Genomic DNA, 23,252 nt, shown 5'->3' with positions numbered 1-23,252 from the left:
ATCAAGAACACTGCCTATGGTTATAAAAACTGGGATAACTTTATCAACCGTATTTTCCTTGAGCGTGTCTGGTTTAACCCCAAAGCCCACAACCTGGCGGCTTAAAAAAAGAGTACCTAGACCAATTAAGGTCTAGATACTCTCATAAATTATGTTCAACTTCACTTGACGAAGAGCCCTTTTATGAAGCTTGCTCTTCGTCATCAAATGTAATCTGGATCGATTTGGTGAGGAGGTCAGCATAACTGTACGAAACGCGCTCAAACGAGTTTTCCTTCTGGTCTAGGGCGACCACGAAAACTGCCGGATAAGTTTCCTTCAGCGTGCCTTTGCGGCGGATCACTTTTTTGCGACCCGCTTGTGCGACAACGGTCAAATTCTCCCCGATTTTTGCGTCGAGTTGCTGCTTGATGCTTGCTAATGTAATTGGCATGCACTTCACCCCTTAGTGAACATTCTAGCAGATTTGCAAGAAATTTGCAATTATACCATTACAAAAGGGTGTACACAAGCGAGAATCATTGAAAACCGCGCAAATTTTCCCGATTAGGTCAAGCTTACAGCCCGTTCGCCTTTAGCGCTTCCGCCAAGGCCGCAAATTGCGGGATGCTGAGGGTTTCGGCCCGGGCACTCGGTGCCACGCCAACCGCAGCGAGCGTGGCCGTCAGCTTGGCCTTCACCGCCTCGTCCTTGCCAAATAAATTGGTGAGGTTGTTCCACAGCGTCTTACGCCGCGCGGCAAAGCTGCCTCGGACCAGCCGGTCAAACGCCGCCTGGTCCGATATCTTGGCCAAGGGCGCCGACCGCTTCGTCAAGTTGACGATGGCCGAATCCACGTTGGGTGCCGGCACAAAAGCGGTACGGCTGACCGTGAACGCCACCTCAATGGCCATGCGCTGCTGCACGCCGATGGTGAGACTGCCGTAATCCTTGCTGCCGGGAGCGGCGGTTAAGCGGTCCGCGACCTCTTTTTGCATCATGACGGTGATGTCGTCAAAGGCCACCGGGGCCTCGATCAGGTGCATCAAGATCGGCGTCGTAATGTAATACGGCAAATTGGCGACGACCTTCAGCTGGTGCTGGCCGTCGAAGTGCTCGGCGATCAGGGCTGGCAGGTCAGCCTTCAGCACGTCCGCCTCAACCACCGCGACATTCGGGTATGGCGCCATGGTTTCCGCCAGTACCGGCAACAGCCTTGGATCGATTTCAAGGGTCAGCACCTGGTGGGCGCTTTCCGCCAAAAACTCCGTCAAGGCGCCAATCCCTGGACCGATTTCGATCACGTCGTCGGCTGCGCTCACGCCGCCGGCAGCAACGATGCGCTGCAGCACCTTGGGGTTGGTCAGAAAGTTCTGGCCGAGGCGCTTCTTAAACCGAAACCCGTGGCGCTGCAAAATTTCCTTGGTGCGGCTGGGTGATGCAATGTACTCGTGTTCAGGCATGCGGCTCCTCCTTGTTCAACTGCTTCAGCGCCGCCGCAAAGGCGTCTTCGCTGATCTCAAACAGCGCCAGGCGCTTTTGCAGCTGTTTGCCGTTGGTGTACCCAATGTGCAGCAAGTCCCCCAGCCGCTCTCGGCGCGCCCGGGCGTTCGGCCCGCCGAGCAGCCCGGCCTCAAGCAACACCGCGCGCGGGATGAGCGGCGTGGCGTCAGGTTGCTCCGTCACCAGATGGGCCAGGGCCTCCTTCAGCGCCGCGGGACTGGCGTGTTCCACGCCCAGCGACCCCTTGTGGTCAGGCACCGCCTCTTTGACCGGCAAAAAGGCGTGGGTCACGCCTGGCACCGCCGCGCTGATGGTTTTGCGGATCTTCTCACCCGGGAAGTCCGGATCGGTCAGCACAATGACGCCGCGCGTCGCCTGCGCCTTTTTGATCAGGTCCAAGGTGGCCTGATCGATGGCGCTGCCGCGCGTTTCAATGGTGTCGATGGAGCCGAACGCCTCAGTCAGGCGCTTGGTGTCGTCGCGGCCCTCGACCACGATGATTTGCTTAAAAGCCGTCATTCTGTCTCCTTCAAGCCGAAAATCCGGTGGGCGTTGGTCCACGTCAACGCAGCGATGTGTTCCGGTGTGTCCTCGCGGTACTTGGCCTCGGCCTCGACCACGTAACGGGTGTAGGCCGGCTGATTCTGGCGGCCGCGGTACGGCGTCGGCGTCAGGTACGGCGCGTCCGTTTCCGCCAGCAGCCGGTCTGCCGGCACCACCTTGACACTTGCGTGCTCCAGCGGGGCATTTTTGAAGCTGATGATCCCGGAGTACGAAATATACATGCCGAGGTCCAGAAACTTCCTGGCCCACTCAGCATCCCCGGTAAAGCTGTGCATGATGCCGCCAAAGTCGCCAACATGGGCGTCCTTAAGGATCGGATAGCTGTCCTCAAACGCGTCGCGCGAGTGAATCGAGACCGGTAGATGCAGCTCGCGGGCAATCGCCAGCTGACGGCGAAACACGCGGCGCTGGATCTCCCGCGGGCTGTTGTCCCAGTGATAGTCCAGGCCAATTTCGCCCAGCGCAATCGTCTTAGGCGCTGCGAGCTGTTCTTCCAGCAGGGTTTCGGCTGCCTGGTCATAATCCTTGCTGTCGTCTGGATGCCAGCCGACGATGGCGTAAAGATTGGCGAACTGCTGGGAAAGGCGCATGGCCCCCGCGTTCAGCTCGGCATTCGAGCCCACAATGGCCATTTTCGCAACGCCGAGCTGTTTAGCCGCTTCGACGTACTCGGCCTCCTTGCCGGCGTATGGCGTATCGTTCAGGTGGGTATGGGTATCAAAAATTTTCATAGTTGCTCCTTAGATGTCGCAATTCATTATACGCAGGGCAGCGAATTTCCACAAACCGCGGGCCAAATTTTTTGTGGCAGCGGCGCCCAGCTAGCGTACACTAAATGTAATCTTGTCCTGGGAGGAATCAATATGTCTGTCAAACTGACCGCGGGCCAATTCGCCCACCTCACGGCTTTGTCCAACCACCAGCAGGTGCTCACCGCCACCACCGACCACACCGAGGTCCTCGGCCGGCTGATGACCTACGATGCGCCAGCGGATGCAGCCGGGCTGCCCGGCCTGCAAGCCGACCTCAGTGCGCTGCGCATCGCCGAAACCGGCGGCGACGGCGTGCTGCTGCACCTCACTTACTTGGCCGATGCCGATGAGGTGATCAACGACCGCAAAAAGGCCCTGGTGGAGCGCGTGGGCGCCGAGGCCAAGGCCAATCACCTGGCTTTTGTGCTGGCGCTGGCCACCCCCGAAGCGGCAGGCACGGTGCCAGAGGAAATCATCGCGATGACCCGCGAGTTCAGCGATCCGCGCTACGGTGCCACGGTGTTGGCAGTGCCAGCGCCGGTGCCGCTCAGCCACGTTGACGGCTTCGTGAAAACACCGGCTACACCAGACTACGACCGCACCCAGGCAGCCTCATTGTTCAAGCAGCAAAGTGATGCGACCGACCTGCCGCTGGCGTTCTACGCAGCTGGGCTCACTGCGGCCGAGCTGGAAGCGCAGTTGAACTTCGCCCATGACAGCGGCGAAGAAGTCAACGGCCTGCTCGCCTCGTCCAAAGTGCTGACCGCGTTGGCCAAGCCGCTGGCCAAAACGGCCACGCCTTGGCAGGCCAAGGTCGAAGTCGAAGCTTAATCGCTTTACCCCCAGGGGCGCCCAGCAGCGCCTCTTTTTTGCGGTCAACCACGAAAAAACGCCGCCCGGCAGGCGACGTATCCGGCGGCCAGATCAGCTGATCAGGCTGCCATTTTCGATGGCTGAATCCACTTGAAGCAAGGTGACCTTGCCGTTGTTGTCTTCAGACGACAGCAGCATGCCTTCACTCATTTCCCCCTTCAGCTTGCGCGGCTTCAGGTTGACGACCGCCAGCACCTTCTTGCCCACCAGCTGCTTGAAATCAGGGTAGTACTCGGCGATCCCGGACAGGATCTGCCGCGTGCCTTCATCCCCGGCATCCAGCGTGAACTTGAGCAGTTTGTCGGCGTTTTTGACCTTTTCGACGTTCAGGATCTCGGCGACGCGAATCTCGGACTTGTCGAACTGCTTCCATTCGATTTCGCCCTTGCGCGTCTTTTCGTCGACTGTCGCGGCCTTCTTTGGCGGCTGCATCTGGGACTTGATGTACGCGACTTCTTCCTCGGCGTCCAGCCGCGGGAAGATTGGCGTGCCCTGTTCAACGACCTTATTGCCGGCCGGCAGGTGGCCCCATTCGAGGGTCTCCTGCTCATCAATGGCCGGATCCAGGCCGAGCTGCTCGAACATTTGCTTGGGTGCGTGGGTCATCACGGGCTGGATCAGCAGCGCGATGAGGCGTAGGCTTTCGGCCAGGTGCCCCATGACGGAATCAAGCTGCTTCTTGGTTTCCGGCGTCTTGGCCAGGTTCCATGGCTCGGTTTCGTCGATGTACTTGTTCGCGCGGGCCACCAGCTTCCAGGCCGCGTCCAAGGCGTCAGAGAACTGCAAGTTGTCCATCAAGTCGCCGTACTTGGCGATGGCGTCCTTCGCCACCTGCTCCAAATCAGCGTCGAACTTGGTCGGCTCAGTTTGGGCCAGATCCGGCAGCACACCACCGTCGTACTTGTTGATCATGGCCACCGTCCGGTTGAGCAGGTTGCCCAAGTCGTTGGCCAGGTCAAAGTTGATCCGGTCGATAAAATCTTCAGGCGTGAAAATGCCGTCGTTGCCAAACGGAATGGCGCGCATCAGGTAGTAACGCAAGGCGTCGAGTCCATAACGCTTGACGATCATCTCCGGGTAAATGGCATTGCCCTTCGACTTGCTCATCTTACCGTCTTTCATCACCAGCCAGCCGTGACCGTAAATCTTTTTCGGCAGCGGCAGGTCCAGGGCAAAGAGGATGATTGGCCAGTAAATGGTGTGGAACCGGACGATTTCCTTGCCGATCAGCTGCACATCGGCCGGCCAGTACTTGTCGAACAGATCCTGGTTAGCCGACCCGTAGCCCAGCGCGGTGATGTAGTTGAGCAGCGCATCAACCCACACGTAAACCACGTGCTTGGGGTCACTCGGGATCGGCACGCCCCAGTTGAAGCTGGTACGGCTCATCGCGAGGTCTTCCAGGCCCGGCTTGATGAAGTTGTTGATCATTTCCGTCTTGCGGCTGGTCGGCTGGATGAAGTCGGGATGCTCGTCGTAATACTTCAGCAGGCGATCCGTGTACTTGCTCATCTTGAAGAAGTAGCTCGGCTCGTGCACCAGCTTGACCTCGTGGCCGGACGGGGCCTTGCCGCCGATGACGTTGCCGTCCTTGTCGCGGTAGACTTCGGCCAGCTGCGATTCAGTGAAGTACTCCTCGTCTTCGACCGAGTACCAGCCGGTGTACTCACCCAGGTAGACGTCGCCTTGTTTGATCAGGCGCTCAACGATTTTTTGAACCGCCGCCACGTGTTCCTTGTCGGTGGTCCGAATGAACTTGTCATTGGTGATCTCGAGCATTTTCCACAGCTGCTTGATCTGCGCCGCCATACCGTCGACGTAAGCTTGCGGGGTGATGCCCAGCGCGTCGGCCTTTTGTTCGATTTTCAGCCCGTGCTCATCGGTGCCGGTCAGGAAAAAGACATCGTAGCCGGTCAGACGCTTGTAGCGCGCCAGCACGTCGGCCGCGATGGTCGTGTACGCGTTGCCGATGTGAAGCTTACCAGATGGATAGTAAATCGGCGTGGTCACATAAAAAGTGGGTTTTGACATTGAAAGAGCCTCCTGAAAAAGTCACCCGGCGAAATGGCGCCGGATGCTCGTATGCCTTCAAGTATAGCATTTAGGCCAAAAGGCCGTTAGAACAAATCCAGCTGCTGGGGTCCCAGGCCCTGATAATGCAGCCCCAGCAGCTTAATGAACTGCTGCGCGTTGGGCGAGGCGTCATGGTGACCGTTGTTGTTGAAAATCACAATCACCTGCTTGGACTGCTTGGCCAACTGCTTGGCGATTTGGCCCAGCGCCTGCAGCTCCTCTTGAGTGTACCGGTAGTTAGTGCGCTCGCTGCGCCACTTGGCCCCACCGCGCTGCCAGCCGGCCACGTTGCGTCCGTGCAGCCGCATGATCGACAGTTCTGAGTTGGTCGCCGCTGCCACCAGCGGCACGCTGCCGGCTGGCGTTTGCGGCTCATCGACCACCACGTGGATCAGGTTTAATTCGCGCATCAAAGCCAGCGTCTGGTCCCGATACTCCGGCAAATACCAGCCGGCGTTGCGAAACTCCAGCGCGACCGGCAGCTCGGGGTACAGCGTGCGAATCCGATTGAGCACCCGGATGTTGGCAGCACTGACGCCAAAATAAGGCGGCAGCTGAAACAGCACCGCCGCCAGTTGGCCGGTCGCTTGCATCGGCGCCAGCGCCCGTTTTAGCCCGGTGAACTCAGCCCCAGCGTCATAGGGATCTTCGACTTTGTGAGCGGACATCGCCGCCGTCGCCTTGACCACAAACTGAAAACTGCTTGGCACCTGCTGCAGCCAGTGACTCACGACCTGGTCGCTTGGCACCTGGTAGTACGTGGTGTCCAGCTCCACCACCGGAAACGTGGTCGCCAGATCCGCCAGGCTGCTAGTGCGGCCGCTCGCCAAGTCTGGGTGATCCGCTACCGCGGTGAGCCCGACGTTAATCATCACTGACTGCCTTCAGGCCCAGGAACCGCTCGCCTTCAAAATCTGAGCGCAGCGTCGTCACGCTGCTGCCTGCCTCAAAGTACGGCAGCATCGCGCCCAGATCCGGGACCAATCCCAGGTTATCCGAGGCGGTGAGCCATGCCGGATCCATGGCCGCCACAATGCCCTCGCGCGTCTGCATCGGCAGCGTCAGTTCCTGGCTGGTTTCCGCCTTGAACAAAAACAGGTCGCCTAACAGCGCGCCGTCGACGTACCAATGCACCAGTCCGCAGGCTTTAAACACATCAGACGGCAAGACCAGCCCACATTCTTCGTGAAACTCGCGGGCCATGCCTTCGCGCGGCGTTTCGCCGGGCTCTACCTTGCCGCCCAGCCCGTTCCACAGGCCGCGGTACGGCGGCTTTGCGCGGTTGATCAGGACCACGCCGGTTTTGGTGGTCACCAAACCGACCGTTAACTGCTTTGTCATGCGATCACTCCTATAACTTACTGAACACGTCCACGGCATCACCGACGACCATGTGGGCCCCGGCCGGCAGCGCGATCGGCTCGCGGTTGACCGCCGCGAGCACCGCACCTGGCTTGGCATAGCTGATCAAACCGGCGAACGGGTACACCTGAAAACTGGTGCCCACCACTACTAGCAGGTCGGCTTGGCTGATGGCCAAAACAGCCCGTTCCACGACATCCGGGTCAATCGGCTCGCCGTACAGCACGATTCCTGGCCGCAGGATGCCGCCGTCTTCCTGGTGGACATCCGACTGCAGGTAGGTCTGGTAGTCAAAGTGCTTGCCGCACGTCTGGCAGAAGATATTGTAAAGATTGCCGTGAAATTCGATGACGTGCTTGGCGCCGCCTTTTTGGTGCAGGCCGTCCACATTTTGCGTGACAATGGCCCCTTTTGCGTTCGTGATGGCGGCCATTTTCTCGTGGATCACGTTCGGTTTAGCATCCGGGTAATACATTTTCTTGACGACCCAGTCGTGGAAGGCCGCGTGGTGCTGCCTGAGGTTCTCGTCGGACAGCGCCTCTTCCGGACTGGCCAGATCGGAATACAGCCCGCCCTTGCTGCGGTAATCCGGAATACCGGACGCCGTCGACACGCCAGCGCCAGTCATGAAGGTCACAAACTTCGCCTCGGCAATTGCTTGTTTAAGATCAAACATGCTGACTCTCCTTTAATCGCGGATCGCGTAATCCACCTGATACTGAAGCAGTACCGTTTTCAGCGGGGTCTGATACAGCTGCTGGAACCCTTCCGAAGACAGGTCGGCCAGCGGCAGGACAAAGGCATTTTGCTGGTCGCCCTTGCCCATGGCCACATAGGCGCGTTTTTTGGTCGCGCGATCCGTCATTTCGCTGTGCAAGATCTCGTAGGTCTGATTCAAGTTCAGCCGCAGCTGCCGCTCGGACAGGATCGGCGGCAGCGTCGCAAACTCCGCGTTGGCCGTTTCCTGGAAGCCATGCTTTTGCAGGATCTGGTCGAACTGCCGCCAGATTCGCACCACCATGCGGCGAAAATCAAACGGGGTCGCCGTGCTCTTCGACGTGATGGTCGCGTACAGCTCCTGGGCCAGCGGCAAGGCATCTGGGAAATTGGCCTGCCAGTACTTGAGCTGGGGCTTGCTGCCGCCCTCAAACATGACCAAGGCGTCCAGCAGCGTCATGATGCAGTACACCAGCTGGTCCGGCCGCGGGTCATCGGGCAGCGACGCCGTGACCCCGGCCCCCAGCTGCTTCATGGTCTCCCCGGTCAACAGCCCCATTTTGGCCTGCTCGGCGCGAATTTGCACGTGCATCACCGAGTCGTAAAGCGAAGTGCCAACGGCAAAGAACTGCTGGTCGACGTCTGGATCGCCGGTGGCCAGCCGGTACTGCAGCGGTGAAAAGCCGGCGGTGACCAGCTTCATGTGCAGCAGCTCGTGGCTGAGCGTGTAATCGACATTGGTGGTGTCCGCTACCTTCAGCTCCAAATGGCCATTGGCGAGCAGCTTTTGCGCCGACTGCGTGTGGGTCAAGACGCCAGACGCCGGGCCGTCGATCACCACGTCCACCGGCATGGTATAATGCTGCTTCACGTCATCCAGCAGTAATTTGACTTGTTCATTCATGTGTTTTCCCTCCTAAAATGCGGTCAGGTGCGGGCGGTGGTGCTGATATAAGGCCACCTGCGAAAACCCGCTTCGGCGCAGCAGCGTCTTCGCTTCCGCAAACCCAGTTTGAAATTTATCGGCGGTGTGAGCGTCAGAGCCCAAGGTGACCAGTTCGCCGCCCGCCTGCCGGTACCAAGGCAGCACCAGCTCGTACAAGGCGGCATTGCCCCACTGATACATGGATTTGGTGTTGACCTCAAACGCCATGCCGCGCTTCACGGCCAGCGCCAAAATGGCGTGTAGCTGGGGCTTGACCCAGGCTTCCAGCTGCGCCGGTGTCACGTCTAGCACGCGCAGGGCGTAGTCAAAATGCGCCAGCACATCCCCAAACGGTGCACTCTGCAGTCCGGCCAGCATGCGGTCGTAGTAGGTCTGCACATGCCGTTTCCGGTCGACTGTTTTAAAGTGTGGATCCTGGTAGTCGTACCGCCCATCATGGTGAAAGCTCAGCAGCACCAGGTCAAAGTCCTGCGCCTGCAAATAGCGTTGCAGGTCCGCCTGGCGCGGTGCAAAGTACCCGCACTCGATCCCGCGCAAGAACCGGTTGGGATAACGCCGCTTTAATGCCTGCAGCTTGGCCGTGTAGGCGGCTTGGTCTGGTTCGTCATCGCTGGCGCGGTCTTCGGGATTGCTCAGCTCCAGGTGTTCCGTCGTGATGAACGGCCGCTCGGTTTGGTTCAGGTAATCCTCAAATTGGGCCTGAGAATCGAACGAAAAATAGGTGTGCACGTGCTGGTCATATTCCATTGTAAGCCTGCCCTCCCGGTTCGTGTTACTCTTAAGTTAACGCAAACAGGAGGCAATAAACAATGAAAGTAACAGTTCCCACGATTAATGGTTACCTCGCCGATCGCTACGGCAAGTATGCAGTCGAAAGCGATAAGCACCAGGGCACGCCAACGCGCAGCTTCCCCATCACAATCAGCGAGGCGCCAGCAGGCACACAGTCGTTTGCCCTATGGCTGATCGATTACGATGCCGTGCCCGTTTCCGGCTTTCCGTGGATCCACTGGACCGCGGCCAACATCCCCGCAGGCACCACGCTCATCCCCGATGACGCCAGCCACCAAGGCACACTGAAAATGGTTCAGGGCCACAACTCCACGTCTGGTCACCTGGTCGGCAGCACCGATCCCGTCACCGCCACCGGCTATGTCGGCCCGCAGCCGCCGAATGCCGATCACGCGTACACCCTGACGGTTTTCGCGCTTGACACGACCCTCGCGCTGCAAAACGGCTACTGGCTGTCTGACTTGCGGCACGCGATGCAGGGGCACATTCTGGCACAAGTCAGCCAAGATCTGTGGTCCCGCCAGTAAGTTCTGGAAACAGTGAGAAACCGCTTTCTTTTGTGATACAATTAACGTAATCAAACAGAAGAGGGTGGTTGGATGTCTCGCAATGTGATCTTGTACCTGACCGAAAGTTTGGACGGCTTCATCGCCGAACCAAACGGCAGCACCGAATGGCTCCGCAAGCTGAACTCTAACGCGGGCGACGATGCCTACCAAGGCTTCTACCAAAATGTGGACACGGTGCTCATGGGGCGTAAAACCTATCAGCGTGCACTGAAGCTGGCTGGCACTTATCCTTACCAGGATAAGGAGTCCTACGTCTTTTCGACCACGCTGCACGACACGGACGACCCTACCACGGTGGTGGCCGGCAACATTCCTGAATTTGTCCGTCAGCTCAAGGCGAAAAAAGGCGGTGACATTTGGCTGGTCGGTGGCGCGGATATTTTCACCGACCTGCTAAAAGCCGACTTGATTGATAAACTGACCATCACCATTGCACCAGTGCTGCTGGGCGATGGCATCAGCCTCGTGTCGACCAATCTCCACGACGTGCCACTGAAGCTGGAGACGACCATTCAACACGACCAGGTCGTGACACTCACCTATCAGGTCTGCAAAAAGTCTGAAGAATAAGCACGACTAGCCCCTGCCCGCGCAGGGGCTTTTTGCGTCCGCAGCCACCAGAGTGTAAACTCGGTGTTCCATGAGAGGAGGCGGCAAATGGTCACCGATAAGTTAAACGAACCCTGGGATCTTTATGACCGGCATTTTCACATTGTTGGCGCCCAGCTGCGCAAAGACGCCGTCCCGCAAGGTCTTTTTCACCTGACCGTCGCGATTCTGGTATTCGATGATACCGGTCAGCTGTTAATCCAGCGGCGCAGTTCGCACAAGCTGCACCGGCCAGGCTGCTGGGACCTGGCCGCCGGCGGGTCTGCGCTGCGCGGTGAATCAAGTGCCCAGGCGGCGGCGCGCGAACTGCAAGAAGAACTCGGTATTACCGCCGACTTTACCCACCAGTCGCCAGTCGCGACCCTGTGGCACGCTTCTTGGGTCGAGGTCGTGTACCAGGTCACTGTTCCCGGGCTGACCGTGGCGCAGCTCATTCTTCAGTCAACCGAAGTCGCGGCAGTGGCGCTGCTCCCAATTCCTGAGGCCACTGCTCGGTTAAGCGGCAGCAGTACCGACTGGGCCGCAGTGGTCCAACAGGCCAGGCAACACTAAAAAATCGCCTCACGGTCGCACAGTTTCGTGCAAGGCCGTGAGGCGATTTTGATTTGGCTAGCTAAACAGGCTTTGAATCCAGTCGCCCAGGGTCTGGAAGAAGTTGACGATGCTGTCCCAAATTTGCTGCAGAAAGTTGCGATTTTCCGGGGTGTCCAAGCTCTTCAGCTTGCTGAACAGGCCCTTGGCGCTGTTTTGGATGCTGGACGCCAGCTGATTGGCTTGGGTCTTAAAATCGTTGCCTTTCAACGCCCCAGAATCTTGAATCTTCACCAGCAAATTGATGATTTGCGTCCGCTGGTTGTTGTTGATGATCTGGGTCAGGTTGTTCTGCTTCAGCTGACTGTCGACGATATTGCCGATTTGGTTTTGCGACAGCGTCTGACTGCCGTTGTTACTCTGGCTGGCCATTTGGGACTTCATCCCCGCGACGGCATTGTTCAGCTGCTTGTCGGAGTACCCGCTTTGGTCCTTGTTGGCCTGCGTGATGCCGGACAGCGTGTTGACCTCATCCTGAGCCGCGGCGATTTGCGCCGAATTCAGCGTCTCGCCGTTTTGGGCAAAGGCCGCGTAGACCCCGGCCAAGGCGCCAGACCCGTCGATCCGCACCGCACTGGTGATGAAAATGTTGGCGTTGGTGACACCGGCGGTCAACGCCGCGTTGCGGTACTGGTCAGCCGTAATGGTCGTGATATTGTTGACGCCATTGTAATTGACGATTTGGACGTTGATCCCGCCGCTGCTGGTTTTTTGCACCAGCGCGCTGGACCAGACCCCGGAGCTCGCCGTAAACGACGAGCCGGCCGGGTTGAGGTACTTGACCAGCGTGCTGCCGTTCACCGTCAGCTGGGAAACATTCGACACGTTCGCGGCGTTTTCCAAAGTACTCAGCGTGCCGGACTTTTGATCTGGCGTCAGGGAGACCCCCAGCGTCGCCACCGGCGTCCAGGTTTCATCGGCGTGCACCGACGTGCTTTGGCTGACGCTGACGCCCACCGCAAGCGCGGCAGCAGCAGCAAGTGCAAGTAACCATTTTTTCATGATAATTGCTCCATTCGTGATTGATACCCTATTTATACCAAAAGCCGACCCGATGCACGCGCATTTGGTCGGCTTTTAAGTAAAGCTTTGGCAATCCGTGACAGTTCTGTTAGTCGGCGATGGCCGCCTCGGCCTGGTTCAGGTACGTGTACAGCGCCCCTTCGCGCAGCCCGTTTTGGGAAAACAGCAGGCGATCGCAGTCGATGTAGCGCAGCATGGTGATCACCGGTGTCAACCCGCCGATGATGATATCGGCCCGCTCACGGGAAAGCCCTGGCACCTCCTTGCGCTCGGCAAGGTCCTTGCCCAGAATGTCGGCGTAAATCGCGTTGGCCGCGACGGTCGACATGCGGTAGCCGTGAATGTCCTCGTAGCTGCCGAGCCCCTCACGTCGCCGCTGAATCTTGGCCAACGTGCGGTTGGAGCCGCCCAAAGCCACGATCGGCAAGTTGAGCGCCTTGCGCAGCCACCAGATGCCGTTAAGCATTGTCGTAAACGAGGTGGTCAGGTTGAACAGCTCTGCCGGCGTCACCCGGTCTGCTTGGATGTACTGCTCGGACAGATTGACCGCGCCGACTGGCAGCGAGACCCGGTGGATCAGCTTGCGGTTTTGCACCAAGGCCAGCTCGGTCGACCCGCCGCCGGTGTCCATAATCAGCGCGTTTTGAATCGGCAGCGTGTTGACCACGCCCAGGTAGTCCAGCTCGGCCTCCCGTTCGCCGGTGATCACCGTGACCGCCAGCCCGGTTTCAGCCTGGACGCGCGCCACAAAGGCCTTTTGATTGACGGCATTGCGCGTGGCCGCCGTGGCGAGCACCTCCAGCGTCAGCGGCGCAAAGGGTTTGATGGCCTCGCCAAAGCGCTTGAGGGCCGCAATGGTGCGCGCGATTGCCGGCTCCTTCAGCGTGCGCACCGGCCCCATCCCCTCAGACAGGCGCACCATGTCCTTGAGCTTGACGACTTCCTTGGGATTGTTGTTGGCATCGATTTGCCAAATCGAAAGCCGCGCCGAATTGGAGCCCAGGTCGATCACGCCGTAATAGGTCATTTAGTCTCCTCCTCATCCAGCGGGGCCGTCAGCGGCGTGAAGTGCCGCGCGCTGGTCGGATCCGCCGGGGCTTGTTCCTGCTTGCTGGCAGCCTGTGCCACAGTTTTAGCCGCAGCCTCTGCCAGGAAGGTCGCCTGGGCGTTTTGCGGGTTGACGCCGCGACGGTCGACGCGAGCCCAGCTGTTGTCGGGCTGGAGCACCCGCGTTTTCACGTTGTCGTCCCACAGGGTTTGATAAATCTGCAAGATGCGGGCGTGGATGTCGTCCTGCAGAATCGGGAACAGCAGCTCCACCCGCCGTGATAAGTTGCGCTTCATCAGATCGGCTGACGACAAGTACAGGTGCTCGGCCCCGCCGGCGTAAAAGTAGTAAATGCGGCTATGCTCCAAGAACCGGCCGACGATCGAGTGCACTGTGATGTTGTCCGAAACGCCCGGAATGCCGACTTTGAGATTGCAGATACCGCGCACCAGCAGGTGAATCTTCACCCCGGCCGCAGACGCCTGGTACAGCGCCAAGATCATCTCAGTGTCGGACAGCGAATTCATTTTCATGCGGATCTCGGCTGGCCGGCCCGCCTTGGCCTCGCTGATCTCCTCGGCGATGCGCTCCTTCAGAAAGTCGCGAATGCCCAGCGGCGCGATCACCAGCTTGTTGAAGTACGCCGGCTCCGAGAAACCAGACAGCATGTTGAAAATGTTCGAGGCGTCGGTGCCCATTTCGGTGTCGGCGGTGAACAGCCCCATGTCTGTGTAGACGCGCGCAGTGACATCGTTGTAGTTCCCGGTCGCCATGTGCATGTAGCGGCGGATGCCGTCCTCGTCGCGGCGTACGACTAAAGCGAGCTTGCTGTGCGTCTTGAGCCCGACCAGACCGTAGATGACATGGCAGCCGGCCCGCTCGAGTTCCTGCGCCCAGTGCACGTTGTTTTCCTCGTCAAAGCGCGCCTTGAGTTCGACCAGCACGGTCACCTGCTTGCCATTTTGCGCGGCCAGCTTCAGGTAAGAAATGATTGGCGACTTGGACGACACACGGTACAGGGTCATTTTCACCGCGAGCACCTGCGGGTCCTGGGCGGCCTGGTGAATGAATTCCACCACTGGCGTGAACGAGTCGTACGGGTGCTGCATGAAAATGTCGTGGTCGCGAATCTGATCGAACAAATTGCCAGAGACCAGATGCTGGTCCAGGTATGGCGTAAATGGCGGGTAAAGCAGCTCGTCATGGCCGCGGACCTGCTTGACCAGCTTGGACAGCACGTTCAAATCGATGGGGCCCTTGATGGCGTAGATGTCGTTTTCCTTTTCCACGCCCAGGCCTTTGATCAGGCGCTTTTTCAAGTACTTACTCATGTCCGCGTCGATTTCCAGGCGCATCACTTTGCCGCGCTGACGCTTTTTCAGCTGGGACTGGATCTCCTTCATGAGGTCGGACGCGTCCTCTTCGGCCACATCGAGGTCCATGTCGCGCGTCACCCGAAACAGCGCGGTTTCGCGGATCTTCGCGCCGACAAACAGAGCGCCCAGGTGCTTGCTGATGACATTTTCCAGCAAAATGAAGTCGTTGTCGCCGTCTGGCAGCCGCAGGACGCGCGGAAAGACATCCGGCACTTGAACCATGGCAAAACTGCGGTTCTTCTCGTCCTTATCGTCCTTGCCTTCGTCTTCTGGCCGCTGCAGTCTGATCGCCAGGTTGAGTGAATTATTGGCCAAAAACGGGAACGGCCGCGTCGGGTCAACGCCCATCGGGGTCAGGACCGGGTACAGCTCCTGCTCAAAGTAGTCGCGGCAAAATTCCACCTGGCGCGGTGAGAGCTGGTCTGGTGTCAGCAGCCGAATGTTCAGCTCATCCAGCCGTGGGGAAAGCGAGCGCGTCCAGGTCGAGTACTGCTTCTCCACCATCGCGTGCGCGTCCTTGGCGATGCCCGCCAGTTGCTGCGATGGCGTCAGCCCTGCCGCGTCCGGCTCGCCGTAATTAACGGCGACCATTTTGCGCAAACTGGCCACGCGCACGTTGAAAAATTCGTCCAGGTTGCTTTGCGTGATCGCCAAGAAGCGCACGCGTTCCAGCAGCGGATTGGTTTTGTCGCGCGCCTCTTCCAGCACGCGGTCGTTAAATGCCAGCCAGCTTAGCTCGCGGTTGGTAAAATGCTTGGGATCTGCGAAATCGACACCTTTTTTGCTCATAGCCGAGTCTTTCCTTTCAATTCAATCGGCAGCCCGTACACAGCGGCAAAAAACGCCCCTTTGGTCCGCAGCGACCAGCGCTCCAGTTCGACGTCATCACTCGCGGTGACCGTTAGCAGCACGCGGTCTTTTTGCAGAGAGACGCGCAGCTTTTCAATCTTCTGCTGGCGCGAGGCGTCCAGGGCGTCGGCCACCCGCAGCAGTGCGGTCAGCTTGGCGATCACCAGCCGGCGGTTCGCATTCAGCTCGGTTAAATCAGACAAATCTGTCTGAGGCGTGTCACTGGAGTGGTAGCGCGCGATGGTCGCCACCATCCGCTGCTCGGCCGCAGTCAGCCCGATCAGCTCCGAGGCCTGAATAATGTAGTCCGAGTGCTCGTAGTGCTTGTGGGTGTCCACGTACGCGCCAACGTCGGTCACCGTGGCCGCAATCTCCAGCAGCAGGCGCTCACGCTTGCCCAGCCCATGCAGTTTTTTCAGCCGGTCGAACAGCTGCAGCGCGTACTTCACGGTGAAGTCGCGGTGCTTGGGATCGACCATGTACCGCTCCGCCAGGTTGCGCGCGGAGATCAGAATCTCGTGGTCCGAATCGATGTTGACGGCCTTGGAGCCCGCCTCAGACGCCGCGTTGACCTCCAGGCCGTCCAGCAGCTTGAGGTCCGAGATCCAGATCTCATCCGAGTTCAGCGACTTGATCAGGCGGTAGACCAGCAGCACCGTCGGCAGCACCTGCGCGATTTCCGTCGGCGTCAGGTCGTACTGTTCGCTAAGATACTGGTCCGACGCATGAGTGATTTCCTGATACAGCAGCTTGAAGCCGTCGCGGTCGATTTCCACAGTGTCGGCGCCGGTGGGGATCAAGGCGCTGAACACCGACAGGGCCGAACCCATCAAGATCACATGCGGATAATGCTGATTCTTGGGCAGCAGGCGCATAAAATCCGCCAGCCGCGAATCGATGAAGTCGCGCATGACCTCGACCGGATTGGGCACCGTCCGCTGCAAATCGGCCATCACCTCGAACACACGGAGCGGTCCGAGCGACAGGTTGCGCGAAAACCCGAAGTCCCCGTCGGCAAAGGCGGTCAGCTCGGCCGAGCCGCTGGAAATATCGATCAGCACCGTGCCGTCTTTGGTGACCTGGTTGAAATTCGGAAACTTGCCCAGCACCGCCTGCGTCCGGTAGAACGACTCTTCCGACAGTGTCAGTGTCGACACCACCAAGCCGGTGCGGCTTTGCAGCTGATCACGAATGAACTGGGCGTTTTCCGCCTCGAAGAAGCTGTGGCTGCCGACGACTTGCACGTCGCGGACGCCGTAGTCCTTCATCAGCCGATCGATGGTCTGAAGCGCCACCACCAGCTGATCGACAGTTTCCGGCTCGATCTCGTGGGTGGCGTAAATGTCCTCGCCTGTGGCGACCGGGTAAGAACCGCGCTCGACTTCCTTGAGCGTGCGCAGATCCGTAATACTGAAAAAGACAAACTGTGCGCCGATCACGACAAAGCCGCGTTCAGAAACTGCCATGTGACTCCCCCTCTTTCTGGTTTCAATCATAGCATTTTCACCGCGTTCTGCGAATGGGGCGGACCCGCATGTAACAGCTTTCAAAAGCCGTGCGGGTGTGCTAATGTGAAGAAGCATTGGTTCGGCCGCTTGCGGCTGAGACCCACTGAAGGAGGGATTTTTTCAATGAAACATTTGAATCTTGGCGGCGTCGGCGTGTCCGTTTCCGCCGTTGCCCTGGGCGTCATGCGCATCACTAAGCTGGACGTGGAAGAAGCCACGAATCTGCTGGAAAGCGCCCATGACGCCGGCGTGAATTTTTTCGACAACGCCGACATTTACGACGGCGGCAAGGCTGAGACCCTGTTTGGCCAGGCGCTGAAAAACGCCAGCTTCTCCCGGGATGACGTCATCGTCCAAAGCAAGGTCGGCATCGTGCCCGGCAAGCGCTACGACTTTTCCAAGCAGCACATCACCGAAGCCGTTGACGGCTCGCTGAAGCGCCTCGGCCTCGACTACCTGGACGTCCTGCTGCTGCACCGGCCAGACGCATTGATGGAACCGGAAGAAGTCGCGGCCGCCTTTGACGCGCTGCAAGCCGCCGGCAAAGTGCGCCACTTCGGCGTGTCCAACTGCAACCCGATGCAGATCGAACTGCTGAAAAAGGCGGTCAAGCAGCCGCTGGTCGCCAACCAGTTGCAGTTTGCCGTCACCCACACTGGCATGATCGATAACGGTATTCATGTCAACATGACCGACGACCGCTCCGTTGACCACGATGGGTCGATTCTTGAGTACTCGCAGCTGCACGACATGACCATCCAGGCGTGGAGCCCGTTCCAGTACGGCTTCTTCGAGGGCGTCTTCATTGACAACCCGAAGTTCCCGAAGCTTAACGCCAAACTCCAGGAGTTGGCTGATAAGTACCACACGAATTCCAGTGCGATTGCGGCGGCCTGGCTGATCCGGGTGCCAGGCACTCAGGTCATTGCCGGCACCACCAACGCCAAGCGCATTGCCAACATCGCCGAAGCCGGCGACATCACGCTGACGCGCCAGGAGTGGTATGACATCTACTTTGCGGCAGGCAACGACTTGCCTTAATGCATCCATAATTAGGCATAAAAACGTGGTCTCTTCAATGTTGAAGTGGCCACGTTTTTTTAGTGGACAGATTGTCAGGCCACACCCTGGCTGGCAAGAAAATCACCCAGGTGCGCAGCAATTTGCGCCATCCCCTGAGCAGTCGGATGCAGCAGGTCTGAACTTAAGGCGGTCATGTCGGCCAGCAGATCGAGACCGCTGATGTACGGGAGCTTGTCGACGGTTTCCTCGCGCACAATGCGGCGGAAGGCGGCCACTTTGGCTGGGTCCTCCGGATAGTCGGTCACGACCATGTCCGTGGCCACCACCGGGCGCGGATCGGCCGCAAATGGGGCGATAAAGCGTCGTACCCGGGTCCGAAAGGCATCAGGCGAAAAGGCGCCAAGCACGTTGATGCCCATTTCAAGTGAGGCGAACTGCCAGTCATCACGGCCGACCAGGTAATCGGCTACGGCAGGCTCCAACCACGCGGACCCCGGAAACCCGAAGTTGAGCAGATCAGCCTTGAACCGGTCGGCGACTAACTGCGGATACGTCGCGAACGGATTCAGGGCCAGTGACCCATGCGTAATCGAAGACCCGTAGGCCAGGTATGTCCGCTGCGGCAATTGCATCGGTGCTGGCACCGCGACGTCCCCACTGACGCCGTAAAAGTAGTTGCGGCAATAAGGCAGGCAAACCCGCACCACCGCCGGATCAAAAGCCAAGTGCTGCTGCGTGGCCAGTGCCTGCAACCGTGCGAGGTTTTCCGGCCGCGGGATCGTGATAGTCGTCTTCTGCGGGGTCAAGATGCGCGACGAGGCCGCCCAGGTCCCTGGAAACGTGCCGTAGCGAATATAGGCCACCTGCGCCTCGGCGGCTTTTTCCACCGCCAGCTTGAGCGTGACGGTCGACGCCTTCATCACAAACCGCAGCTCCACTCCACTGGCGTCAGACGAGGTGTGCGTGGCCGGTTCGTCCAGCTGCCCAAACACCGTTTCAGGCACCCGGTCTAGCAGCGGCCCGGCCGAGGTCTCGCGGATCCGTTCAACGTTATGAAACAAAATTCCTGATTTTTCCACTTCTAAAGCTTCTCCCTATCAAATCAAGCCCGGTTGTAGTCAGCATTCGGCAAGCGTTACTTATCAGTGCGCGTCGTCCACCGGTAGCTCAGCGGCATTACCACGATCATGGCGGCAATCAGCAGCACCAACGCAACCACGGAGACCACCGGTGGGAAGAACAGGCTGACCAGCATCAAGACGCCGCCGGCCACCATCACATAGCCCAACACGCGCATGGCCTTCAGCGCACCGGCGGGGTTTTTCACCTGCCACGGCACGTGATAACCGACCCCGACCCAGCCTTGGTGCGCCGTGCTTACCGGCACGGTCGGCAGGTAGTTGCCCATCACAATGAAGATGGCGCCGACCACGGCAATCGCCCACAGCCGAATGTTGACCGCCTGGCCTAGGGCGTAACGAATCGTTGCCACGTAGATGACCACCGTCACCACTGGAATGATCCACACAGTGATGCGTTCAAACCGCGGCGCACTTTTGCCACGGCTGCTGGCCCAGTACGTGGTGCCAACGGCCAACCAGTGGGCGGCCAGCATCAGCAGCGGCAAGCCGTACACGACCAGCGCTTTGGGCATCCACTCGTTTGGCTGATTGTCGACGCCCCAGTGCGTCACCAACGTCGCCGGCAGCGCACTGTATTGACTTGCGCCGTACAGCATCGTGGCTAAGATGACAGCGCTGGTGATCGCCATCAGGACCCATTTATTTTTTGTCATCAGACTCGCCTCCAATTCCCAAACTGTAAATCCAGCTGAGTACTTCCTCGAACACGCTGGCGTTTAGGTCGTAGTAGATAAAATTCTTCTCGCGCCGCTCGGTGATCAAATTCGCCTGCTTGAGCAGCTTCAAGTGGTACGACACCGTCGCCGGTGTCAGGTCGAACTGGGCCGCGATTTCACCGGCCGGTTTCGACTCGTCCTTCAGCAGGTTCAAGATCTTGCGCCGCACCGGATCGGAAATGGCCTTCAGAGTGTCACTCATTGCCATGGTCCTGCCTCCGTTTTTCTATTTTGATAATTATCTAAGTAGATAGTAAGACCTTGGCGGTGTGCCGTCAACAACTATTTAGATTATTTTCGAATTAGCCAGCAAAAAAAGGCTCACCCGAAATTTGGTGAGTCCGCGGAAAACGTCAGGGCGATTACATGAACTGTTGCAGCCAGGTGGCAAACAGCGGCAGCCACTGGGCCACCACCGGTTCTTTGCCGTAGTCGTGCCGCTGGCTCCAGGTTTCGCGCGTGGCCAGGCTCAGGCCGTGGCGGCCGGTCGGAAAAATGTGCAGCTCGCAGGCCACGTCGTGCTCGTGGAGCGCCTCGGCGAAGCGGATGCTGTTTTCGACCGGCACGGTTTCGTCGGTCATGGTTGTCCACAGAAAAGTCGGCGGCGTCTGTGCGCTGACCTGCCGCTCCAGAGACACTTGCAACCGCAGCGCCGGCGAAGCGTCAGGCCCAATCAGCTGGTCAAACGAGCCGGGCTCCTTAAATTCACCGCTGGTGATCACCGGATAGCCGAGCATCATCCCGTTTAACCGGATCTCATCATCCTGGTAGTCGGCGAGCACCGTTTGCGCAATCAGCGTGCCTAAACTTGCGACCAGATGGCCACCGGCAGAAAAACCGACCCCGATGATGGCCTCAGGGTTCACATGCCACTCGGCCGCGTGCTGGCGAATCGTCCGCACCGCCTCGGCAAGCTCCAAAAGCGCTGTCGGAAACCGGTGCTCAGGCCCAACGCTGTAATGCAGCACGAACGCCTGGCAGCCCTTGGCCAGCAGCGCCATGGCGACGGGTTCGCCTTCGCGCGGTGAAACAAACGCGTAGCCGCCGCCCGGGGCAATTACAGCGGCGGGTCGCACGCGATCAGGTTCCAAATCCTCGTACTGATCCATCAGGTACGCGTCAAAATAGGCGTCCTTGGACAACGGCGTGGTCAGTGTTTCACGAATCACTTGCATCATGCAAGCCTCCTTAGAATTTTTCCACCGCGTTTAACGGCCAGTAGCGCCACTTGACGACGCCGAACACTTTCGACCGCTTCACAAACCCGAATTTACGACTGTCATACGACACCGGCCGGTTGTCCCCCAGCACGAAATAGGCATCCTCCGGCACCGTGCGGGTCCGCGTCGCCTTGAGCGAAGCCAGTGAAAAGTTCGGGGTAAAGGCAGGACTGTTCCCGGTCTCACCATTTTGCTTGGCCTCAAAGGCCATGACCTTGCGTTTGAACGCAGGCGTGATGAACGGCTCCTTTACCCGTTTGCCGTTGATGTACAGCACATCGCGGCGCACGGCCACGGTGTCGCCCGGCAGCCCAATCACCCGCTTGATGTAGGCGCGGCCGGGTTCTTCGGGACTGTCAAACGTGATCACGTCGAAGCGGTGAATCTTGGCATGCCGGCGCACCACCAGCCGGTCGCCCGGATTCAGGTGCGGCGCCATGGACTCGCCGGTCACCCCAGCATTGGCAAAAAACAGCCCCAACACCAGCTGGATCAGGAACATGGCGGCCCCGATGCCGATGATGATCAGGCCCCACTTGAGGAGTCCTTTAAAGTCGGATCAATTGATTTGCTCTGCTTTGTTGGCATCGTCCAGGCTCCTTTGCTGAGCTTGCACTTGGGCGTCCTCCTTCTGCCGGATCCGCCGCATCGTCCGAACGTACATGTTGACCAAAACGAACACGGAGCCGACCCAGGCCAGCGGGTTGGCCATTGACGCACCGGTAAAGCCGAGGTGCGCGACCAGCACGATGCCGGCAAACGCGCGCATCATCAGCTCAAACAGTCCAGCAACGGTCGGCACCAGCGTGTGTCCCAGGCCCTGCAGCAGGTTGCGCATCGTAAACAGGATCGCCAGCAGCCAGTACATGCTGGCGTTATAGTGGAAGTAAGTCTGCGCCAGCGCCGTGACCGCCGGCTGATTCGGCCCCAGAAACAGGTTGACCAGGGGTTTGGAGAAGACGATGATCAAAGCCCCCAGCACCGCCGAAATGCCGACGTTCAGCAGCAAGGTCTGGTGCACCCCGCGCCGAATGCGCCCGTACTCGCGAGCCCCGAGGTTCTGCGCCGCATAGGTGGCCATCGTCACCCCAAAGGACGACGCCGGCAGTGTGGCGATTTGATCGATACGGCCGGCCGCCGTGTACGCCGCGACCGCATCGGTGCCCAGCGTGTTGAGCATGACCTGCAAAATAATCGATCCAATGGCGATGATCGACATGGAAAAGCCCATCGGCATCCCCACGACCATGTGGTGCTTGATCTCAGGCCAGTCAAACTTCAGGTCGCTTCTGTGAATGTTGAGCAGTGGGACCCGCAGTTTAATGTAAATCCAGCACAGTACCGCAGAAATCGCCTGCGCAGTCACTGTGGCCCAGGCTGCCCCTGGCACGCCCCAGTGGAACCCGAGAATAAAGGTGAACTCAAGGATGATGTTGATGACGGTTGCGATGATGAGAAAAATCAGCGGCGTGCGGGAGTCGCCCAGCGCCCGCATCATGTTGCTCAGCAGGTTGAAGGCCATCGACGCCGCGATCCCGTAGAAGATGACCCGCAGAAAGGCCACGGAGTTTTCCAAAATCTCCGGTGGCGTCTGCATCAACACCAGAATCGGCCGCGTCATCACGGCCGCCGCCGCGGTGAGCACTACCGACAGGGCCACACAGATCCAAATCGACACCCCAAAACTGCGCCGCACGCCGCGTTCGTCGCGCGCGCCGTACGCCTGCGCCGTCAGCACGGAAAGCCCGGCGGTCAGGCCCTGCGCAAACCCGATGATCAGAAAGTTAACCGACCCAGTCGCCCCAACCGCCGCCAGCGCGTCCTTGCCAATGGTCCGCCCGACGATCAGTGCATCCATGAAACTATACAGTTGCTGAAAAATATTCCCAATCAACAGCGGGATCGTAAAAAAGAAGATGAGCTTGATGGGATTGCCCTTTGTCAGCGTGTGCATGTATTTCCTCCTCCACTCAAACCAAATGCCTTGAATCACTGTATCACAATTGGCCTGAAGCGG

25 protein-coding genes are annotated in these 23,252 nt (G+C 58.9%); 5 read left to right on the top strand and 20 right to left on the bottom strand.

Annotated elements, in window-relative coordinates; genetic code table 11:
- Positions 1-181: 181 nt before the first annotated feature.
- From JUF21_RS05095 to JUF21_RS05080, 4 genes are all read right to left on the bottom strand, one after another.
- On the bottom strand, positions 182-433 hold the full coding sequence (locus tag JUF21_RS05095; protein WP_125585135.1) for a Veg family protein: 252 nt from the start codon (positions 431-433) through the stop codon (positions 182-184).
- A 124-nt stretch (positions 434-557) separates the two neighbouring features.
- Entirely contained in the window at positions 558-1,442 is an 885-nt protein-coding gene (gene rsmA, locus JUF21_RS05090; RefSeq protein WP_203623988.1) for a 16S rRNA (adenine(1518)-N(6)/adenine(1519)-N(6))-dimethyltransferase RsmA, read from the bottom strand.
- A complete protein-coding gene (rnmV, locus tag JUF21_RS05085) occupies positions 1,435-2,001 on the bottom strand; it encodes a ribonuclease M5 (RefSeq protein WP_203623987.1) in 567 nt (188 codons plus the stop codon). The genes rsmA and rnmV overlap by 8 nt, the downstream gene beginning before the upstream one ends.
- Positions 1,998-2,777, bottom strand: a complete 780-nt coding sequence (locus tag JUF21_RS05080) for a TatD family hydrolase (RefSeq protein ID WP_203623986.1) — start codon at positions 2,775-2,777, stop codon at positions 1,998-2,000. Before JUF21_RS05080 ends, rnmV begins: the two co-directional genes overlap by 4 nt.
- A gap of 132 nt (positions 2,778-2,909) precedes the next feature.
- On the opposite strand from JUF21_RS05080, the gene JUF21_RS05075 reads away from it, so the two are divergent.
- Positions 2,910-3,629 (top strand): hypothetical protein, encoded by a 720-nt coding sequence (locus JUF21_RS05075; RefSeq protein WP_203623985.1) that lies wholly within the window; start codon positions 2,910-2,912, stop codon positions 3,627-3,629.
- Positions 3,630-3,722: 93 nt separating this feature from the next.
- On the opposite strand, the gene metG is transcribed toward JUF21_RS05075, so the two are convergent.
- From metG to JUF21_RS05045, 6 genes are all read right to left on the bottom strand, one after another.
- Positions 3,723-5,702 carry a methionine--tRNA ligase gene (gene metG / locus JUF21_RS05070; protein WP_203623984.1) on the bottom strand — a complete coding sequence of 660 codons (1,980 nt, stop codon included), beginning with the start codon at positions 5,700-5,702 and terminating at the stop codon, positions 3,723-3,725.
- Between the two features lie 86 nt (positions 5,703-5,788).
- Entirely contained in the window at positions 5,789-6,616 is an 828-nt protein-coding gene (locus tag JUF21_RS05065) for a DUF72 domain-containing protein (RefSeq protein ID WP_203624007.1), read from the bottom strand.
- Positions 6,609-7,085, bottom strand: coding sequence for an NUDIX domain-containing protein (locus JUF21_RS05060; protein WP_203623983.1), 477 nt, complete (start codon positions 7,083-7,085; stop codon positions 6,609-6,611). Before JUF21_RS05060 ends, JUF21_RS05065 begins: the two co-directional genes overlap by 8 nt.
- A 10-nt stretch (positions 7,086-7,095) precedes the next feature.
- Entirely contained in the window at positions 7,096-7,782 is a 687-nt protein-coding gene (locus JUF21_RS05055; protein ID WP_203623982.1) for an NAD-dependent protein deacylase, read from the bottom strand.
- A gap of 12 nt (positions 7,783-7,794) precedes the next feature.
- A complete protein-coding gene (locus JUF21_RS05050) occupies positions 7,795-8,727 on the bottom strand; it encodes a hypothetical protein (RefSeq protein ID WP_203623981.1) in 933 nt (310 codons plus the stop codon).
- Between the two features lie 12 nt (positions 8,728-8,739).
- Entirely contained in the window at positions 8,740-9,516 is a 777-nt protein-coding gene (locus JUF21_RS05045; RefSeq protein ID WP_203623980.1) for a PHP domain-containing protein, read from the bottom strand.
- Positions 9,517-9,578: 62 nt separating this feature from the next.
- On the opposite strand from JUF21_RS05045, the gene JUF21_RS05040 reads away from it, so the two are divergent.
- The 3 genes from JUF21_RS05040 (at position 9,579) to JUF21_RS05030 (ending at position 11,291) form a co-directional block, all read left to right on the top strand.
- On the top strand, positions 9,579-10,088 hold the full coding sequence (locus JUF21_RS05040; RefSeq protein WP_203623979.1) for a YbhB/YbcL family Raf kinase inhibitor-like protein: 510 nt from the start codon (positions 9,579-9,581) through the stop codon (positions 10,086-10,088).
- 72 nt (positions 10,089-10,160) lie between these two features.
- On the top strand, positions 10,161-10,700 hold the full coding sequence (locus tag JUF21_RS05035; protein ID WP_203623978.1) for a dihydrofolate reductase family protein: 540 nt from the start codon (positions 10,161-10,163) through the stop codon (positions 10,698-10,700).
- An 87-nt stretch (positions 10,701-10,787) separates the two neighbouring features.
- On the top strand, positions 10,788-11,291 hold the full coding sequence (locus tag JUF21_RS05030) for an NUDIX domain-containing protein (RefSeq protein WP_203623977.1): 504 nt from the start codon (positions 10,788-10,790) through the stop codon (positions 11,289-11,291).
- A 57-nt stretch (positions 11,292-11,348) separates the two neighbouring features.
- On the opposite strand, the gene JUF21_RS05025 is transcribed toward JUF21_RS05030, so the two are convergent.
- The 4 genes from JUF21_RS05025 to JUF21_RS05010 all read right to left on the bottom strand — a co-directional run bounded on the left by JUF21_RS05025 (position 11,349) and on the right by JUF21_RS05010 (position 17,092).
- On the bottom strand, positions 11,349-12,332 hold the full coding sequence (locus JUF21_RS05025) for a DUF1002 domain-containing protein (protein WP_203623976.1): 984 nt from the start codon (positions 12,330-12,332) through the stop codon (positions 11,349-11,351).
- Between the two features lie 109 nt (positions 12,333-12,441).
- A complete protein-coding gene (locus JUF21_RS05020) occupies positions 12,442-13,380 on the bottom strand; it encodes a Ppx/GppA family phosphatase (RefSeq protein ID WP_203623975.1) in 939 nt (312 codons plus the stop codon).
- The gene (locus tag JUF21_RS05015) at positions 13,377-15,566 is read right to left on the bottom strand and encodes an RNA degradosome polyphosphate kinase (protein WP_203623974.1); all 2,190 of its coding nucleotides are present in this window, start codon (positions 15,564-15,566) and stop codon (positions 13,377-13,379) included. Before JUF21_RS05015 ends, JUF21_RS05020 begins: the two co-directional genes overlap by 4 nt.
- Complete coding sequence (locus tag JUF21_RS05010; RefSeq protein WP_203623973.1) at positions 15,563-17,092, bottom strand: exopolyphosphatase; 1,530 nt, start codon at positions 17,090-17,092, stop codon at positions 15,563-15,565. The genes JUF21_RS05015 and JUF21_RS05010 overlap by 4 nt, the downstream gene beginning before the upstream one ends.
- A 165-nt stretch (positions 17,093-17,257) precedes the next feature.
- On the opposite strand from JUF21_RS05010, the gene JUF21_RS05005 reads away from it, so the two are divergent.
- Entirely contained in the window at positions 17,258-18,175 is a 918-nt protein-coding gene (locus tag JUF21_RS05005; protein WP_203623972.1) for an aldo/keto reductase family oxidoreductase, read from the top strand.
- Between the two features lie 74 nt (positions 18,176-18,249).
- Here JUF21_RS05005 and JUF21_RS05000 read toward each other — a convergent pair whose 3' ends face one another.
- From JUF21_RS05000 to JUF21_RS04975, 6 genes are all read right to left on the bottom strand, one after another.
- Positions 18,250-19,236, bottom strand: a complete 987-nt coding sequence (locus JUF21_RS05000) for a GDSL-type esterase/lipase family protein (protein WP_203623971.1) — start codon at positions 19,234-19,236, stop codon at positions 18,250-18,252.
- 56 nt (positions 19,237-19,292) lie between these two features.
- Positions 19,293-19,952 carry a DUF1648 domain-containing protein gene (locus tag JUF21_RS04995; protein WP_203663287.1) on the bottom strand — a complete coding sequence of 220 codons (660 nt, stop codon included), beginning with the start codon at positions 19,950-19,952 and terminating at the stop codon, positions 19,293-19,295.
- Positions 19,939-20,223: an autorepressor SdpR family transcription factor gene (locus JUF21_RS04990; protein WP_203623969.1), complete on the bottom strand. Its 285-nt coding sequence runs from the start codon at positions 20,221-20,223 to the stop codon at positions 19,939-19,941. The genes JUF21_RS04995 and JUF21_RS04990 overlap by 14 nt, the downstream gene beginning before the upstream one ends.
- A gap of 154 nt (positions 20,224-20,377) precedes the next feature.
- On the bottom strand, positions 20,378-21,193 hold the full coding sequence (locus JUF21_RS04985) for an alpha/beta hydrolase (RefSeq protein WP_239061364.1): 816 nt from the start codon (positions 21,191-21,193) through the stop codon (positions 20,378-20,380).
- 10 nt (positions 21,194-21,203) lie between these two features.
- Positions 21,204-21,749 (bottom strand): signal peptidase I, encoded by a 546-nt coding sequence (gene lepB / locus JUF21_RS04980; RefSeq protein WP_255559892.1) that lies wholly within the window; start codon positions 21,747-21,749, stop codon positions 21,204-21,206.
- Positions 21,750-21,794: 45 nt separating this feature from the next.
- The gene (locus tag JUF21_RS04975; protein WP_203623967.1) at positions 21,795-23,189 is read right to left on the bottom strand and encodes an MATE family efflux transporter; all 1,395 of its coding nucleotides are present in this window, start codon (positions 23,187-23,189) and stop codon (positions 21,795-21,797) included.
- Positions 23,190-23,252: the final 63 nt, after the last annotated feature.

This window comes from Lacticaseibacillus sp. 53-4 (assembly GCF_016861805.1).
Lineage (GTDB): Bacteria > Bacillota > Bacilli > Lactobacillales > Lactobacillaceae > Lacticaseibacillus.
Note: the sequence above shows the minus strand (reverse complement) of the source record. Positions and strands in the feature narration are given on the sequence as shown.

Bases quoted from the DNA above. Each gene is read 5' to 3' on its own strand.
- JUF21_RS05095 (WP_125585135.1), bottom strand. From the start codon at position 433: ATGCCAATTACATTAGCAAGCATCAAGCAGCAACTCGACGCAAAAATC.
- rsmA (WP_203623988.1), bottom strand. From the start codon at position 1,442: ATGCCTGAACACGAGTACATTGCATCACCCAGCCGCACCAAGGAAATT.
- rnmV (WP_203623987.1), bottom strand. From the start codon at position 2,001: ATGACGGCTTTTAAGCAAATCATCGTGGTCGAGGGCCGCGACGACACC.
- JUF21_RS05080 (WP_203623986.1), bottom strand. From the start codon at position 2,777: ATGAAAATTTTTGATACCCATACCCACCTGAACGATACGCCATACGCC.
- JUF21_RS05075 (WP_203623985.1), top strand. From the start codon at position 2,910: ATGTCTGTCAAACTGACCGCGGGCCAATTCGCCCACCTCACGGCTTTG.
- metG (WP_203623984.1), bottom strand. From the start codon at position 5,702: ATGTCAAAACCCACTTTTTATGTGACCACGCCGATTTACTATCCATCT.
- JUF21_RS05065 (WP_203624007.1), bottom strand. From the start codon at position 6,616: ATGATTAACGTCGGGCTCACCGCGGTAGCGGATCACCCAGACTTGGCG.
- JUF21_RS05060 (WP_203623983.1), bottom strand. From the start codon at position 7,085: ATGACAAAGCAGTTAACGGTCGGTTTGGTGACCACCAAAACCGGCGTG.
- JUF21_RS05055 (WP_203623982.1), bottom strand. From the start codon at position 7,782: ATGTTTGATCTTAAACAAGCAATTGCCGAGGCGAAGTTTGTGACCTTC.
- JUF21_RS05050 (WP_203623981.1), bottom strand. From the start codon at position 8,727: ATGAATGAACAAGTCAAATTACTGCTGGATGACGTGAAGCAGCATTAT.
- JUF21_RS05045 (WP_203623980.1), bottom strand. From the start codon at position 9,516: ATGGAATATGACCAGCACGTGCACACCTATTTTTCGTTCGATTCTCAG.
- JUF21_RS05040 (WP_203623979.1), top strand. From the start codon at position 9,579: ATGAAAGTAACAGTTCCCACGATTAATGGTTACCTCGCCGATCGCTAC.
- JUF21_RS05035 (WP_203623978.1), top strand. From the start codon at position 10,161: ATGTCTCGCAATGTGATCTTGTACCTGACCGAAAGTTTGGACGGCTTC.
- JUF21_RS05030 (WP_203623977.1), top strand. From the start codon at position 10,788: ATGGTCACCGATAAGTTAAACGAACCCTGGGATCTTTATGACCGGCAT.
- JUF21_RS05025 (WP_203623976.1), bottom strand. From the start codon at position 12,332: ATGAAAAAATGGTTACTTGCACTTGCTGCTGCTGCCGCGCTTGCGGTG.
- JUF21_RS05020 (WP_203623975.1), bottom strand. From the start codon at position 13,380: ATGACCTATTACGGCGTGATCGACCTGGGCTCCAATTCGGCGCGGCTT.
- JUF21_RS05015 (WP_203623974.1), bottom strand. From the start codon at position 15,566: ATGAGCAAAAAAGGTGTCGATTTCGCAGATCCCAAGCATTTTACCAAC.
- JUF21_RS05010 (WP_203623973.1), bottom strand. From the start codon at position 17,092: ATGGCAGTTTCTGAACGCGGCTTTGTCGTGATCGGCGCACAGTTTGTC.
- JUF21_RS05005 (WP_203623972.1), top strand. From the start codon at position 17,258: ATGAAACATTTGAATCTTGGCGGCGTCGGCGTGTCCGTTTCCGCCGTT.
- JUF21_RS04995 (WP_203663287.1), bottom strand. From the start codon at position 19,952: ATGACAAAAAATAAATGGGTCCTGATGGCGATCACCAGCGCTGTCATC.
- JUF21_RS04990 (WP_203623969.1), bottom strand. From the start codon at position 20,223: ATGGCAATGAGTGACACTCTGAAGGCCATTTCCGATCCGGTGCGGCGC.
- JUF21_RS04985 (WP_239061364.1), bottom strand. From the start codon at position 21,193: ATGATGCAAGTGATTCGTGAAACACTGACCACGCCGTTGTCCAAGGAC.
- JUF21_RS04975 (WP_203623967.1), bottom strand. From the start codon at position 23,189: ATGCACACGCTGACAAAGGGCAATCCCATCAAGCTCATCTTCTTTTTT.